A 16,258-nucleotide genomic window follows, 5' to 3' on the forward strand; every position below is an offset into this window, starting at 1 on the left:
CGGCGCCGCCGGCCTGACTTCGCCGTCCCGTCCAAGCCCGCGCTACTCGAGAAGAGCCAGGATGTCCTCGCGCGTGACGACGTCGCCGGCGGCGCCCGTTTCCAGCACGGCTTCGGCGATGGCACGTTTGCGCGCCTGCAGCGCGAGCACGCGCTCTTCGACCGTGTCCTTGGCAACCAGGCGGTAGACCATGACCGGTCGTTCCTGTCCGATGCGGTGGGTACGGTCGGCGGCCTGGTCTTCGACGGCAGGATTCCACCACGGGTCCATGAGAAAGACGTGATCGGCGGCGGTCAGGTTGAGGCCCGTCCCGCCCGCAGTGAGCGACAGCAGCATGACAGGGGGACCATCGGCTGCCTGGAACCCGCCGACGACGCCGCCGCGGTCACGCGTGCTGCCATCCAGCCTTGTGAAGTCGATGGACGACTCGCGCAGGTGCGGCTCGATGCGGTCGAGCAGGCTCGTCCACTGCGAGAACACCAGCGCCTTGTGACCATCGGCCACCACGTCCTCGAGCGCATCTCGCAGCGCCTCCACTTTCGAAGAACCCTCGGCGTGATGGCCCGGCACAAGTCCGGCGTGGCATGCGGCCTGGCGAAGGCGCAGCAGCGCCTCGAGCACGGCAAGCGGCGAGGCTCCGTCGGCAAGACGCCGCGCGACCTCGGCGCGCGAAGCGGCGCGCACCGAGTCGTAGACCGCTCGCTCGTGGGGCTCGAGCTCGCAGAACAGCACCGCGTCGGTGCGCGGCGGCAGCTCGGGTGCGACTTCGCGCTTGAGGCGCCGCAGCACGAATGGACGCACGCGCCGCCGCAGCGCCTCTGCGGCGCGCGCATCGCCGGTCAGCATCGGCCGCTCGTATCGCTCCACGAACGCGCTGCGGCCGCCGAGCAGGCCGCGGTTGACGAAATGCATCTGGCTCCACAGCTCGCTCGGCCTGTTTTCGATGGGAGTGCCGGACAGGGCGATGCGCGCGCCGGCGCGCAGCCGGAAGGCCGCGCGCGCGGTCTGGGATTCGGCGTTCTTGATGTTCTGCGACTCGTCCAGGATCACCAGGTCCCAATCGCGCTCGGCAAGGGCGTCGATGTCGTTGCGCAGCGTCGCGTACGTCGTCAGCGTCACCGTGGCCTGCCGCGACGCAGCGGGCGACGATGTCAGCGCGCGGCCGGCACCGTGATAGAGAGTGACGCACAGATCGGGGCGGAAGCGCGTGATCTCGGCGGTCCAGTTGTGGATCACGCTGCGCGGGCACACCACCAGCGTGCTTCCTCGCACCACGGCCAGCGTCTGCACCGTCTTGCCCAGACCCATGTCGTCGGCCAGCACGCCGCCGAGGCCCGCGCTGCGCAGGCGCTCGAGCCACACCGCACCCGCCCGCTGATATCCGCGCAGCTCGCCCCGGAACTCCTCATGCGGCACGGCCTGCTGCGGGCGCTCGTCCGATTCGAGCAGCGCCCGCAGACGCTGCGCATCGGGCGGCGCCGCCCGCTCGAGCGAATCGCACAGCTCGGCAACGAGCGCGGCAGCGGCGCGCGGCGTCTTGCCCTCGTTGGCGGCGCGCGCCGCGAGAAGCTCCGCGACCAGCTCGCCATGGCGCTCGAGCCAGCCGACAGGCAATGCGCCGAAACCGCCGCCGTCCAGCGGCACCACGCCGAGCCCCTGCTGCCACGCATCGACGACCGCTGCGGCATCGGCCGTGCGCACCTTGCCGTCGACGACGGCCTGGAACGACAGCTGAAGATCGCCGTCGTGTTCGGACACGCGCGCGCTCAGCTCGGGACGCGTTGCGCCGGTGACGGCGCGCGCCGCGGAGCGCGGGCGGCCATCGTCGAAACGCTCGACGGCAGCGAGGAAGCGCGCGGCGTCGGTGCCGTGAAACGTCGCGCGCCGTCCGGGCACGAGGTTGAGCTCGTCGCGCAGCCGCAGCACCAGCTCGCGCTCGCGCGCTTCGTCGCGAACCGGCACCGCGCCCTCCAGGTGCACGAGCCTGCCGGCATCGATGCGTGCGACCGGCGGATCGCCATAGACCAGCTGCGCAAGCACGTCGACGTCACCGCCGACGACGTCGACCTGGAAGCGAAGCCACGGCGGCGACGATCTGGCGCGGCCCGGAACACGCCGGCTGCGAATGTCCACGCTGACGTGACGCTCGAGCTCGGGAAGCAGCGTCCCGGCCAGCTCGCCGACCTCACTGATGCGGAAGTGGCGGCGAAGCGGCAGGCGCTGCCAGCGCGTGCCGAACTCACTGGCGGCGCCGGGCGGGCGAAGCGTATCGCCGGCCAGCACGACGCCGTCGCCGATCACTTCGACGCCGCTGCCCGTCTCCACGACGAGCGCGACATCGGCGCCGGCGTCCTCGACGAATGCGTGCGGAAATATCGGCTCGGCCGAAACCGAGACCTTGCGATCTTCGAGCCACACGTCCTCGACGGTGACGAGCGCGCGCAGCGTGAAGACGGCGCGGTCGAAATCGAGCGGCGCATCCGGCTCGCGTGCCAGGCGCCGGTCCAGCTCCAGATCGGCATGGGTGGGGACCAGAGCGTCGCCGCCGGCGGCGATCGCCTGCAGCAGCGCTCCGCGCACCGGCTGCGGCGGAGCGCCGGGCGTGCACAGGAAGCGGCGCAGCACGACGCCGTTGCCGCTTCGCTCGAAGCGATAGCGCAGCGACGCCGCTCCGGCCTGCGCGGCGAACAGCTCGTCGAGCGCTCGAGGGCTGGCGGTGACTGCGCTGATGCAGGCAGCGACGTGCTCGCAGGCGCGCGCGGCATCGCAGTCGCAGTCCCAGTCGGCGTCTTGCGGATACAGGTGCACCGTCGGCGCCACTGCCCGTCCCGGCACCCGCACGCGAAAACATAGATCGTCGCTGCTGCGCGACTCACCCTGCACCGCGCCTTCGCGCGCCAGCGTCTGCCCGCGCGTCCAAAGGCCGACGGGGCAGTCGGTGCGCACCGCATCGAGCAGCTCTTTCCATGAGATCGCGCTGGTCACGGAGACGCGCACCCTAGCCCAATCGCGCGCATGGCTCGACCCGCGCAGCGGCGCTCGCGTCCGTGCGCGATCGTCGTGACCGTCGCTCCCGCGGTGCTTCAGCTATGGACGAACCGGTAGATCCACGGGCGCGCGTCGTCCTGTCGGCCTGCGGCGAAAAAAGCTCGCGCCATGGCCACGCTTCTCGCTCTCCGGCTGCTTGAACGATGGATCACGGACCGCTCTGCTCGTTCCTTGCCATTCGCTCGGGGGAAGGCGGGGACAGGTCGCCGAGCGCCAGCTCGACGGCCTTGGCGTTTCGCACCTCGTCCAGAAAGAGCTCCGAGACCGGACGCTGCTGGAAGCTGCCGAAGCTGTACTTGCTCAGCACCTCGATGCCGCCCGAGTCCAGGTAGAGATCCGTGCCGGTCGTGTCCTCGATCGTCACGGCCAGCCCGGTGGCGCCAACGGTGCCGCTGACGGTGACACCGCCCAGGATTCGGACGGCCAGGCTTCCGCCATGCTCGATTCTCTGCGTCGTGCCTAGCCAGGTTGCCGCGCCGTTACGAAAACCGGCCTTGACCACGACGATGCGGGAGTGGAGGACGGCGTCGGCACCAAACCGCTCCGCGATCTGTGCCAGTGCCTTCTTGCGCGTTGCGTCCTCCTTTTCCGCGTCGAGCTCACCGGTAACGGGGTCGTAGGTGCCGCCCACTTCGCTGCGTACGCGTTCGAACACCTCTGCCGTCTGCCCGGACGGAATGGTGGCAAAGCCGGCCTGGCCCAGCCGCGCGGTGATGAGGCTTTCGAACTTCGCTCGGATCTGATCGACGTTCTCGGCATCGTTCGGAACCACGGTCGGCATCAACGCGATTGTGTGCACCTGCTGCCGGAACACGTCTTTTTCGATCCGGAACGGATTGTACGGCTCGCGTGCCGCACAGCCGTATGCTGCCAGCGCCAACACGACGACCGGCCACTTCCCTACGCCCGATCTCATTCTTTCAACCCCCACGGTTTCTTCGCGCGCACGGTGTAGGTGTCCGGCACGCGCAAGGCAAGGCGCAGGACGGATGCGCATGCCGGCCTACACAGCCAGGCACGCGCGTGCGAGGACGGGATGTGATGGCTGCCACGTCCACGGACGCCGTCTGCCAGTCCGACCTTCGGGCCGGCGCACTTCGATGCAGACGGGGCTGCCATGCGACGAGCGCACGCAGCGGCCTTCTCCGCAGTTGCCTGCGCATCCGGGAAGCTGACCGCACAGCGGCTCAGCCGGTGATCCGGCGCATCCCGGGCCCACGCGGCCGGCACGTTCGCGCGGCGACACTACCGGCGTCGCCGCACCAGCAGGTCGAGCTCCGACTCGATCTCCTTCACATAGCGTTCCTTCGAGAATCTCGCGCGCGAGTCGCTGCGAGCGAAGTTGGCCATTCGCAGATACGCAACCTCGTCGTCGAGGACTTCGACCAGAGCGTCCGCGAGAGCGGCCGCGTCTCCAGGGCGCACCAGACGGCCGTTGCGGCCGTCGAGGACGATTTCGGCAACTCCGCCCGATCGAACTGCCACCGCGGGAATTCCCTCGCCGAAAGCTTCGACGATGCTGCGTCCGAATGACTCGGCGACCGAGGTGACGGCAAGAATGGCTGTGCGGCTGTAGATCGAAGCGAGATCCTCGACGAAGTCGGCGAATTCGACCTGAGGATTCAGCCCGAGCGCCGTGCAGAGGTCCGCGCGCTTGCGAGCGTAGTCGGCGGAGGCGCCGCCGACGAAGCAGAAGCGGACGGATCTGCCCCGCAAGACGAGCAGCCGCAGCGCCTCGAGCGCCAGCTCGTGGTTCTTGACCGGGCTGGCCTTGCCGACGAACAGGACGGACGGGCCTCCGGGCAGCTTCACTCGCCTCTCGTAGTCCCTCGCCGTCAGCTCGCCCTCCTCGCACGGCGGAAAGTCGAACCCATTGTAGATGGTACGTGCATGCGGCAGACGAACACGCATCTGATAGCTTGCAGCAATGAACTTCGAGTTGAAGATCACGGTGGCGCTGTATGCGCGAAGCACCGAGAGCGTCAGCGCCGGACCGAATCGGGAGCAGGGGGCGTCGGGCACGTCGAACAGCTCGCGGACGTGCCAGACGTGGGGAACGCCGAGAATGCTCGCGAGAATCGCTCCGAACGGCGACGCCATCGTATTGGAATAGACGACCGCCGCTCCCGCCCGGCGCAGGCTTGCGCGAAGGCGCAAGGCACCGATCACGCACTGCGCGAGCATCGCGATTGCCAGGAGGCGATCGAACCGTCGCTCTTGCCAGCGTAACCAGTACCCGAACCGGCGGATTCGAACGTCGACGCCGTGGTGGCGCAGGAGGTCGACCAGCGGGCCCGGCGTCGGCGTGATGACTATCGGCCGGAACCGCCAGGCGCGCTGCTGCTCGAGCACGAGCGTGGCCAGCGAGCGCTCGGCTCCGTAGAGCTCGGCGGTGTGGGAAACGTAGACGATGCAGGTCGGTTGCATGGCTCGTGGGGCCGGCCTGCCACCGCGCTCCTCGGGCTCGGAAGCAGATCCGGCAAGCCTGGGCACTCGTTGCCGCCGCGTCGCATCGCCGAGGGAGCGGGCGAAGGCAAAGCCTGCGGCGGCAGCGCGCTGCCTTCAGGAGCACGGCGAAGAGCACCAATTTCCACGAACTTTCCAGGTTCTTTCGAGACGCCGACGGCCGCGGCGGGGCAAAGTGCCATCATGAAACGACTCCAGCCCTCCGTCCGCCTGCTGGCTCACTCGGCTTTCGCGATGGCACTCTCGCTCAGCGTTCTGCCCTCCGCCGCCTTGGCGCGGTGCGGCGACGGCGTCCAGGAGGCTGCCGAAGAATGCGATGACGGCAACAACAGCTCCGGCGACTGCTGCTCGAGCACCTGCACCTACGAGGAAGCCGGTACCCCCTGCTCCAACTTCGACGCCTGCCACGTCACCGGCGTCTGCGACGACGGTGAATGTGCCGGCGGCGAGCCGCTGGCCTGCGATGACGGCAATCCTTGCACGGTCGACTACTGCAACGCCGACGCCGGCGGCTGCCAGGCCAACGCCATCGCCGGCTGCTGCACCGAGGACGACTCCTGTGACGATGGCGTCACCTGCAACGGACAGGAAACCTGCGTCCTGGCGCCGATGGCAAGCTCGGGAAGCTGCCACGCCGGTACACCCGTCGCCTGCGACGACGGAGACGCATGTACGGTGGATCAGTGCGTCCCGGCACAGCGCGGCTGCCAGCACACGCCCTCCGCAAGCGCGCCCGGCTGCGTTGCCGAAGACGTCGACGGAGACGGCGTCTGGGACCGCTTCGACAATTGCCTGGACACGCCGCCGGGCATGCTTCCCACGCTCGACGGCTGCTCATCCGGAGACATGTCGGAGAACCCGCTGAACCTGATCCGGCAGTCGGATGCAGCCTACGCCAAGCTCATCAGTACCTTTCTGGCCGACGAGACGGTGCGTCGCGAGCGCAAGCTTGCGCAGAGGATGCGCAAGACCATGGAGCGAGGTGCCTATCAGGTCGGCGCGGGACGCTCGTGCACGGCGGTCAAGACGTTCTTCAAGGCCGAAAAGCTCAACGACAAGATCCTCTTCTCGCTCAACCAGCGCCTCCGCAACGTCTTCCTGCTGGCAGCCAGGCGCGCGACCGCCCCGCCGGTCCCTCGGCCCGGCGACCACCGCGCCGAGGAAGCCGAGGCGAGCTACTTCGAGCTGACGACGTCGCAGGTACAGAAAGCGGCAACGCCGTTCCTGCGCTCGGTCGATGCGGTGGCGCAGACTTGCGCAGCCTCGGTGCCGGTCAGGCTCGACGCCACCGTCAGCAGCGTCACTTCGGGCCTGGGTCGGCTGCTGCTGAGCGATGGCACCCTGGTTCGCGCCGCTGGCGCCCAGGTCGCGGGTTTGGTGATGCCCGGTGCGCGCGTGGTCGTCACGGGCGAGAGGGTGGGGCTTCAGGACGTCGTCGGAGGCTCGGTCATCAGCACCAAGCCGAATGTTGCGCTTGCCCCGTTCGACATCACGCAATGCTACAAGCTGCGCATCGCCCCGGTGCAGCCGGCCGAAGCGCTCGACACCGATCCTCTCCTGCATCCGTTCGACGGTTATCGCGCCGAGGGCGCGCCGGCCGGCCAGCTCTGGCTGGAACGCGGCATGGCCATCTATGTCGAAGCGATCTGCACGCCGCCGGGAACGACCCCAGATCCGTCAACCGGCAAATATCTCCGCTATACCGTCAGGCTCTCGGGAAGCACGAAAGCCTTTCTCAGCAGCACGACGGCCCACGCGTCGAACTGGGAGATGGAGGCGGGCGACTTCTGGAAGCTGCCGGACCAGTTCAACGGCAAAGGCCAGCTGAAGGCCGAATGGTACTCACGCGAGTGCGACGCCGACCTGCCGAATCCGTGCGGCAGCGCCGTCAACGGTACCGTCCGGCTCATCCGCACGGAGATCTTCCCGATGTCGGTCACCGGCCCTGGTGGCTATTGTCACACGCAATACGAGGAGACGGAGTTCGCGCTGCCCGACCGCGATCCCTCCCTCGACGACGGTCCGGACTCCCTCACGTTCGGTCCGCTCTATAACGTCTTCGAGCCCACTTCGGTGGTTTCCATGGTCGGGCTGAACAGCCTGCTCGGCGGCACGCGCTCATTTCACGCGCTCGCCTACAAGGTCACGGGACCGGACACGTCGACGTATCCCGATCTCGAAGAAGTCGCGGAGAACGAGGACTTCGCGATCTATCCCACCCGCGATCCGTACTGGGAAAGCTACGACGAGATCGGCGTCGACCATCCGGCAGGCGTGGCGTGGCCGACGGTGCGCGGCGTGCGCAACGGGGCGAGCTATCAATACGCCTGCATCGTGCCGCCCGTGGTGCGCGACGTGGTCGACTTCTGCCCCACCGCGCCCGACAGCTACTACAAGCTGCCGTACAAGCCGGAGCTCGGCCTGGTCAAGACGGGGCAGGGCAACGATACCGACTTCACGCACTGCGGTGCGGGATATCCGTACAAGTGCGCACAGAAGTATGCATTCGATTTCAGCATTCCCAATGGCAAGCCGATCGTGGCGGCGCGTGGCGGAACGGTGATCTGGGTGCGTGAAAACGCCAAGAACAGCTGCTCGAGCACCAGCGCCTGCAAGGAGGAGGATTACTTCTGCTGCATCGAGTCCAGCGGCGGCGGGATTTGCGTTCAAGGAGACATGGCCAAGCTCGGCAACGTCTGCCACGCCGATAGCGAGTGCGATTCGGCGTCGCCAGGAGGCGACGGCGATTGCCGTTGCACGGGCAACAGCGTCTGGGTCGAGCACAGCGATGGTTCGGTCGCTCTGTATGCCCACATGCAGGAGGACAAGGTGGACGTCGAGGAGGGAGACCGCGTCTACCGCGGCGATCCCATCGGCATCACCGGCAACACCGGATGCTCGACCGGGCCGCACCTGCACTTCCATGTGATCGGCACCACGGGTCAGGGCGATGCATGGCAGAAGGCGACCAGGCAGGTTCGCTTCGAGCACGACGGCGGCGACTGCTTCATCCCGCCCTCGGGAAGCTCGAGCGAGTCGACGAACAGGAACTGGCTCGCGCAGTAGGCGCGCCTCGAGCAGATGGCGCGGCGTCCGTGACCCCGGGAATCCCGGCGCCTCAGGCCGACCGCGCGCGGCAGCCGTGAGAGGCGAGGCAGCCGTGAGAGGCGCGGCAGCCGTGAGAGGCGAGGCAGCCGTGAGAGGCGAGGCAGCCGTGAGAGGCGAGGCAGCCGTGAGAAGCGAGGCTTGACTCGGTTGGGTCGCCGGCCGAGTTTCCTGCCTCGGACGTGCCCGCCGCACCGCGACCACCGATACGCATCGATCATGCCGGCGAGCGCCTGTGGCGAGGCGAGGAGCCGGTCGCCCTGCGCCCGAAGACATGGGCGGTGCTCGGCTATCTGTCGGCTCGGCCGGGAGCGCTGGTCACCAAGGCCGAGCTTCTGGATGCGGTCTGGGCCGACACGGTGGTCAGCGAGGGGACGCTGAACAAGTCGATAGGCGAGTTGCGCACCGCTCTGGGCGATGACCGGGGCAGGCCCCGCTTCATCGAGACGGTCCCGAGGCGCGGCTTTCGCTGGATCGGCGAGGCGGCAATTGCCAGCGTTTTCGGCGGCCCCGCCACCGCCGGTCGCAACGGCACAGGCGCCACCGCCGACGCAGCTGCCGGCCCCGCGTCTCCAGAGGTGGACGCGCACGACGCGCATCTGATCGGCCGCGGCCGGGAGATGGACGTGCTGGACGGATGCTTCGCCCAGGCCGCATCCGCAGCCCGGCGCCAGGTCGTGTTCGTCACCGGCGAGGCGGGCACCGGCAAGAGCGCGCTGGTCGATTCCTTCCTGGCGCGTCTGGACGCCGGCGGTGCAGCCATCGCGGCACACGGCCAGTGCATCGAGACCCAGGGCGCGCACGAGCCGTACCGCCCGATCCTCGAAGCGCTCGAACGTCTGGCCGAGCACGTGGAGCTCGGTGACTCGGTGACGCGGGCACTCGCGCGTTACGCACCGAGCTGGCTGCGGCGCATGCCCGGCCTTCATAGCGAGCCCCTTTCCGCCGGCGAGGAGCTGCCGACATCGAGCAGCATGCTGCGCGAGCTGGCATCGGCGATGGAGGCCATCGCACGCGAAGTGCCGGTCGTGCTGGCGATCGAGGACGTTCACTGGGCCGACCTCGCCACCTGCGACGCATGCAACCTGCTGGCGCGGCGCCGCGATCCCGCTCGCCTCCTGCTCGTCGTCACCATGCGGCTCGCCGATGCCATGGTGGCGCGCCACCCGATGCTCGACGCCAAGGCCGAGCTGCTCCATCGCAGGCTGGCCTCCGAGATCACGCTCGCCCCGTTCGATGCCGGGGCAGTCGCCGATTACCTGGCCCGGCGCTGTCCCGGCGCATCGCTGGATGCCGCTCTCTGCTCCTGGATCCGTTACCAGACCGGCGGCAATCCGCTGTTCGTCCGCATCGTCGTCGACGACCTGATCGAACGTGGCCTGCTCGCCCGCTCCGGCGAGCGCTGGCATTCGCATGCGACGGCGGCCGTGTTGCGCGACGTCGTGCCCGACAGCCTTCGCGAGCTCGTCGATCGGCAACTCGCAAGGCTGTCTCACCGCGAGCGCAGCATCGTCGAGGCGGCGTGCGTCCTGGCCGACGGCTTCGAGCCGGCATCGGTGGCGGCGGCGGCGGGAATGACGCCGGAGGAAGCGGAAGAGGCCTGCGCCGAGCTCTGCCGCCGCGGACAGATCCTGCGCCGCGACGCGAGCCGCGGCAGGCGCGATCATGGGGAGCGGTTCGCCTTTCTGCATTCGCTCGTGCGCCGCATTCTCGTCGAAGGGCTGCCTTCCTCGCGGCTTCGCCGCTATCACCTGGCTGCCGCGCAGCAGCTCGAGCGCGAGCACCCCGAGGGCACCGACACGGTGGCGCTCGATCTGGCGCTGCACTACTCGATGGCAGGCGACGCAGCGGCGGCCGTGGCCAATCTTCGCCGCGCCGCCTCGCTGATCTATCAGGTGCCCGCGCCCCGCGAAGTCGTCGTCATCCGCGAACAGATTCTCCAGATCGTCGAGCGCAATCCGCTTCTGCCCGACTACCGGCGCGAGCGCATCACCGCGATCTTCGACGTGGCGACGGCGCGCTACATGGTCGACGGCTTCGCCGACGCGGAAACGACCGAGCTGTTCGAGCGCGTCGTGGCCCTGGCCGAGGAAGAGGATTCGTTCGAGAAGGCCATCGCCGAAAATTGCGTGCTCTGGGGACGGCTGGCCGCCGGCCGCTATGCCGAAGCCGCCGAGATCGCCGGCCGCATCCACGCGCGCGCGCAGGCGGACGGAAACGCTCTCATGATCACGCTGACACGCTGGTCGCTGGCAAGCGTGTGCCTGGCGACCGGTCGTCTGGAGGATGCGGAGAATGTCTGCCGGTCACTCATCGCCGAAGCGCCCGGCCCGGGCACGACCTTCGGGCGCAATCTCGGATCGCTCGCGCGCGTCCAACTCGCGACATGCGCCATCCTTCGCGGCAGGTGGAGCCTGGCGCGCGAGCTGGTGGCGCAGGCCGACGAGACCAGCCGCCGGGACGGTTTTCGGCGCGACGCGTATCTCTTCCCGTCCCTCGCGCACGCGCACGCCCTCATGGGCAACGATGAGGAGGCGCGCACGCTGGTGGAGGAGTCGCTGTCGCGCTTCGACGCTTCCTCCGGATACCTGATGATGGAACGTGCGCGCTTTCTTCAGGGGCTCCTTCTCTCGCGCCGCGACGGCGGCGGCGAAGGCGTCACGATGATGCAGGAGTCGATGCGCCGTCTGGGCCGCCGCTCGGGGTTCGAGCGGACATCTCAGTGCTGTCTGCTCGCGGGCGAAATGCTGCGTTTGGGACTGCCGGGTGCCGCCGAGGTCGTGGACGACGCGGTCGCGTACATGGAAACGTCGGGCGAGAGATACTTCGAGGCCGACCTGTACCGGCTGCGCGCCGCGACGAGACTGCAGACCTCACGCGATTCCAATGCCGAGGCGCAGGCCGAGCGCGATCTGCGCAGCGCCATCGACGCGGCCCGCGCCCGCTCGGCGGGCTGGCACGAGATGATGGCCGCCAACGATCTGGCGCGCCTGCTGCACAGGCAAGACCGGCGTGGCGAGGCGCGCCTGGTCCTGGAGACCAGCATCGAAACCTTCACGGGAGACGATGGACTTGCCGAGCTTTGCGAAGCGCGTTCCCTTCTGGGAGAGCTGCGCTGACCCACCGCAGGTCCTCTCGCGCTCCCGGTGACGCAGGCCCGCGACTGCCAGAGCGGCGGCGACAGTCAGGCCACCTCGAAACGAGATCAAACATCGACAAGGGAAATAGGGCAGGACGGCCGGAGTGGTCCCGGCTCAGCGCGCAGTCGTCACCGTGCGAACGTCCGGCGCCGGCGACGTGGCGGAATTCGAGAGCTGCTCGCGACGCCACTCGATCCGGCCGCGCGCCCGCTCGATGCTGCGCTCGTCTTCGCTGCGGAGCGGGCCGCAGCGCGCCAGTGCCTGCGCCGCCAGCCACTCGGGAAGAGCGGCATCCTGCTCGTGTGCGATGCTCATCGCGCTGCGAAGCATGGTGCGGGCGTCGCGCATGCCGCCGCCGCCGCGGTGCACGAAGATCCGCGCACGCTGGCGCCAGACGTCCGACAGAAAGCAGCGGTCGCCGTTGCGCTCGGCCGATGTGATCGCGTCCTCGTTGATCTGCAATGCCTGATCGACATCGCCCGCGCGCAGCCAGGCGTCGGCGCAGAGCAGGGAATAGACGACGTCGTCCCATGCTTCGCCGCTTGCGCGCCGTCGCAACTGCAGCGTTCTCATCTTGTCGGCGACGGCCGGCGCCATCCTGACGCGTGCCCAGTCGCGCACGATGGACGCGCCGGTGACGTAGCTGGGGAAGCCGTGCTCGGTATCGATGGCGAGAACGCGGCCGCTCCACGCGGCGGCCGACTCGCGGTCCTCACGCCGCACCGCCTCGATCATCCGGTTGTGGGCGAGGTCGATGACATCGACGAGATTGCCTTCGCTCTGGGCTACCCGGGCGCCGCGTTCGAAACACTCCTGTGCCTGCTGCAGGTAGCCGCGCGCGGTCAGCACCAGGCCCTGGTATGTGGCCGACATTCTCTCCACGTTGACGTCGGCGGGGATTTCCGCGTCCTTCGGCAGTGCCAGCGCGCGTTCGAGCAATGCGCTCGCCTGCACGAACCTTCCGCTGATGCCCTCGGCCAGTCCATGGAAGCAGTACGCGGCGGATCGGAGCGTCGGCTCGTGCTCCTCGGCAATGGCAACCAGGCGCTCGCAGTCGGCAAAGCTCTCGGCGACGCGGCCACGGCGCATCAGATAGCCGGCGTTGATCATGTGGGATTGGAAGGTCGTGCGGTGATCGCCCACCTCGGCTCCGAGGGCACAGGCCTGGGCGGTCAGCGCCTCGATGCGTGTGTCGGTGGCGCCGACGCCGAAGAAGCGCGCTGCCGCGCTTCGCATGATGAGGACAGCCTTGGTGGCGCGTAGCGACGGCGACTCGGGCAGTCTCGCCGCGGCCGCCAGTGCCTGCTCGAGCCGGTCGGCGGCGGCGACGAAGCTCAGGCGCCGCGCAGCGGTGCGTGCCGCTGCCACTTCGTATTTGAGGATGCGCACGAGGTCCCCGAGCTCGTGTGCGTGCGCCAGCAACCGCATCAGGACAGGGGACGGATCGTCGAGGTAGCCGCTTTCCAGGCGCTCGCAGACGAGGCGCTGCCACTGCGCCCGGCGTGCCGGCGGAATCCGGTCGCGAAGCGGCGCGCGAAGCAGCGCGTGGCGGAATGCGTACGTGCGAGCGCTCGTGCCGTCAGGCCAGGTCTCGACCTCGCCCGACTCGATGAGAAAGTTGCGCCTGGCCAGGTCGAAGAGACCGTCCTCGGCGCATCCGTCGCCGGTGGCGGCGACCACTTCCCGCACATCGAAGCGGTGACCCGCCAGTGCAGCTGCCTCGAGCGCCTGCACGGTACGCTCGTCCAGAAGCTCGAGACGATGCTCGATCAGGTGCTGCACGGCCTGCGCCCGAGACGGAGCCAGGGCCGTGGCGATGTCCGGTTCGAGATGGCCGGCGGCGATGCCGTCGATGAGTCCACGATCGTTCCAGTCGTCGATGAGGCAGCACGCCAGCAGCGGGTGGCCTCCGGAGAGCGAGTGCAGTGCACGGCGTAGCCGCGGCGAGGCTGCGCCGACGACGCCGTGCGCCTCGAGGAGGGTCGTGATGGCCTCCGGCGACAGCGGCGACATATCTATGGACACCACGCGCGCTGCATCCACGCTCGCTCCGGCAAGGATTCCGGCGGGGCACCCGCGAATGCTCAGCTCATGCGGCCGCGCGGCGCACACGATCAGCAGCGGAGCATGGTCGCGGCCACGGCTGAGGGCATCGACGACCGAGATCGTGCCGCTGTCGGCCCAGTGCACGTCGTCCAGAAAGATGAGCGTCGGTCGCTGACGCGCCAGCGCGCCGAAGAGCGCGACGCCTTCGCGCGGCATGCGCTGACTGCTGCCCATCTGCTGGCGGTCGAAAGGCTGCGTCTGCAGACCCAGCTCGGCTGCCCAGGTCGGAGCGGTGGTCGCCAACAATTCGGCAAGACCCTCTTCGCCGGACGCGAGCCATGCTTGCAGCACCGACAACAGCGCACCGTAGGGCTCGGGATCCGGCCCGGCGTCGAGGCAAACCGTGCGGCCGATGCGCAGGTCGGGCGCCGGGCCCGGGTCGCGCGCGAAGCGGTCGAGCAGCGTGGTCTTGCCCATGCCGGCATCGCCGAGGACGAGCGCGACGCGCACCGAGCTGGCGAGGCTTTGCGCAAGCAGGCGTCGGAGCAAGAGCAGCTCCCTGTCGCGGCCGACGAAGGCTTTCGCATGGGCCGTTGCGTCATCCGGAACGTAGGTGACGGGGGCGACGAAGCGGTAGCCGCGCCCGTGCACGGATTCGATGTACAGCGGCGGCGAGGAGGTGTCGCCGAGAATGGAACGAAGGCGCCGGATGGTGCGGCCGACGGTTTCGGAGCTCGCCGCTCCTTCAGCCCATGCGGCCGTGGCCAGGGCATCGGCCGCAATCAGCTCGCCCGGCTTTTCCAGGAGGCAGCGCAGTACAGACCAGAGTTGGCCCGTGATCTTGATCGGACGGCCCCCACGGCGGAGCTCGCCGTTGGTGCTGTCGAGATGAAACGCCCCGAAAATGAAGCCCGCCACCGGCCGCCCCCCGAAAGGGATGATGGCCGCCGGCAATATCCGATCGCCATACTGATGCCAAGGTCAATGAGAAGATTTTCCGCCATGACGCGGTGCGAACCCTCCCATGGAAGGCTCGGGAGGATCCGCACCGGTCGTGCCCGCGGAGCCGGTATAGGGCGGTTTTCGGCGTGGCAGCTCGGGCGAGGGGCAGTCGGCCCGATGCCTTCCGCAGGCGACGGACCCGCGGCGATGGCGGGACCGGGGCCGCACATTCCTTGTGCGACCCCAGCCTGGTGAATCGCGGCGATGCCGGCGTGTACTACGCGCAGCGCCGCCAGCGTCTGCCTTTCAGAGCCCGCCGCGGACCGCCCGCACCGGATTGGCGAACCCCTTCGATGTCGTCGACACGCCGCCGTCGGCAAAGTGGACATACCACCAGTTGACTGGCCCGGTGTGCTGGGTCGTCGAGGACCAGTGCGCTTGGAATGGTGTGCAGCTGCAGCCCGGGTCGAGGAAGCTGCAGCCGACGCTGCATAGATTGAATGCGCCGAATGTGGCCGGGTGGCTGGTTCCGAGGTTGACCAGCGTCAGGAGCTCGGCCCTGTTCGGCAGCCGCCAGTCGGTGTAGCCGGCGAAGCTCGCGCCATTCAGCGCCGTGATTTTCGAGAAGGGATCCGTGCCAGGATAGGTATTGTCCTTGTCATGCACGGTACCGTCATCGGACAGCTTCTCCCACATCAGGCCGGTGATGTTGTCGGTGATCGTGCCGTCGCCGTTGTCCGTGAAGCTGTGCGCCACACCGGCCTGGTACTCGCCATCCTGTCCCGTTCCCGCGCAGGGAATGATCGTGCCGGCGTTGGTGTAGCAGTTGGTCTGCCCCGTCTTCAGCGCGCCCAGTTTGCCCGCGCAGGTGCCGAGATCGTCGTCGCAATCGCCGAGATCCTGGTTGCAGGTCGACAGGTCGCCGGCACAGGTCACCGGATCGGATAGCAGCGGCGCGCCGGCGAGGGCGTCCTCCACCGATGTGATGCAGGCATCGAGGAAGTCCTGAACGTCGCTCTCGTCGCCGTTGCTGGGGCACGCGCCGTCGGCCTTGCCCTCGAGCGACTGCCACTTGTGCGAATACTTCTCCGTGCAGACCAGCACCGCCTCGTCGTAGCCGGCGGTGTCGATCTGCCCTCCCGCGACGAACTTCTGCTGCGCCTTGTGCATGCAGGCCGCGTATTTGCCGGCAGTGCCGTTCTTGCCGGCCTCGCACTTCTCGGCCGCGGTGGCGGCGATGGCCGGAGCGGCGGCTACGGTCAGAGCCGCCATGGCCGCCGCGACGATCCCCCAGTGCCGCGTGCGACCAACCAATGAGTTGCCCCTGCAGTTCGATTCCATATCTCTCCTCGCCCTTGTGTTTTCCCACACGCGACGGCCTTCGGGCACGGACCGTCGTCGCTGCGGCGGAGGCGCGGTTGCGCGGCTCCGATGCAACGCGCGCACCTTAGCGAGCCGCCGCCGCAGGCATTTGCGCGGTTTGGAGCTTGTCCGGAATTTGTCCGGATTTT

7 protein-coding genes are annotated in these 16,258 nt (G+C 68.6%); 2 read left to right on the forward strand and 5 right to left on the reverse strand.

The genetic code is table 11. The features are described 5' to 3' along the window. Positions 1 to 42: 42 nt before the first annotated feature. The 3 genes from VEC57_16175 to VEC57_16185 all read right to left on the reverse strand — a co-directional run bounded on the left by VEC57_16175 (position 43) and on the right by VEC57_16185 (position 5,475). Entirely contained in the window at positions 43 to 2,985 is a 2,943-nt protein-coding gene (locus tag VEC57_16175; GenBank protein ID HYC00673.1) for a DEAD/DEAH box helicase, read from the reverse strand. Positions 2,986 to 3,196: 211 nt separating this feature from the next. Then, the gene (locus tag VEC57_16180; protein ID HYC00674.1) at positions 3,197 to 3,964 is read right to left on the reverse strand and encodes a hypothetical protein; all 768 of its coding nucleotides are present in this window, start codon (positions 3,962 to 3,964) and stop codon (positions 3,197 to 3,199) included. Positions 3,965 to 4,293: 329 nt separating this feature from the next. Further along, entirely contained in the window at positions 4,294 to 5,475 is a 1,182-nt protein-coding gene (locus tag VEC57_16185; GenBank protein HYC00675.1) for a glycosyltransferase family 4 protein, read from the reverse strand. Positions 5,476 to 5,697: 222 nt separating this feature from the next. Here VEC57_16185 and VEC57_16190 point away from each other — a divergent pair, with 222 nt between their 5' ends. Together VEC57_16190 and VEC57_16195 are read left to right on the forward strand one after the other, a co-directional pair. Continuing rightward, the gene (locus tag VEC57_16190) at positions 5,698 to 8,580 is read left to right on the forward strand and encodes a peptidoglycan DD-metalloendopeptidase family protein (GenBank protein ID HYC00676.1); all 2,883 of its coding nucleotides are present in this window, start codon (positions 5,698 to 5,700) and stop codon (positions 8,578 to 8,580) included. Between the two features lie 221 nt (positions 8,581 to 8,801). Further along, complete coding sequence (locus VEC57_16195) at positions 8,802 to 11,738, forward strand: AAA family ATPase (protein ID HYC00677.1); 2,937 nt, start codon at positions 8,802 to 8,804, stop codon at positions 11,736 to 11,738. A 135-nt stretch (positions 11,739 to 11,873) separates the two neighbouring features. On the opposite strand, the gene VEC57_16200 is transcribed toward VEC57_16195, so the two are convergent. Then, positions 11,874 to 14,723 carry an AAA family ATPase gene (locus VEC57_16200; GenBank protein ID HYC00678.1) on the reverse strand — a complete coding sequence of 950 codons (2,850 nt, stop codon included), beginning with the start codon at positions 14,721 to 14,723 and terminating at the stop codon, positions 11,874 to 11,876. Between the two features lie 330 nt (positions 14,724 to 15,053). After that, complete coding sequence (locus VEC57_16205) at positions 15,054 to 16,019, reverse strand: DUF1566 domain-containing protein (GenBank protein ID HYC00679.1); 966 nt, start codon at positions 16,017 to 16,019, stop codon at positions 15,054 to 15,056. Positions 16,020 to 16,258: the final 239 nt, after the last annotated feature.

Source organism: Candidatus Limnocylindrales bacterium, assembly GCA_035626395.1.
In the GTDB taxonomy this organism is placed as follows: domain Bacteria; phylum Desulfobacterota; class Binatia; order UBA1149; family CAITLU01; genus DASPNH01.

What these genes read in the sequence shown, in the direction of transcription:
- VEC57_16190 (HYC00676.1), top strand. Translation starts at nt 5,698, where the DNA reads ATGAAACGACTCCAGCCCTCCGTCCGCCTGCTGGCTCACTCGGCTTTC.
- VEC57_16180 (HYC00674.1), bottom strand. Translation starts at nt 3,964, where the DNA reads ATGAGATCGGGCGTAGGGAAGTGGCCGGTCGTCGTGTTGGCGCTGGCA.
- VEC57_16205 (HYC00679.1), bottom strand. Translation starts at nt 16,019, where the DNA reads ATGGCGGCTCTGACCGTAGCCGCCGCTCCGGCCATCGCCGCCACCGCG.
- VEC57_16185 (HYC00675.1), bottom strand. Translation starts at nt 5,475, where the DNA reads ATGCAACCGACCTGCATCGTCTACGTTTCCCACACCGCCGAGCTCTAC.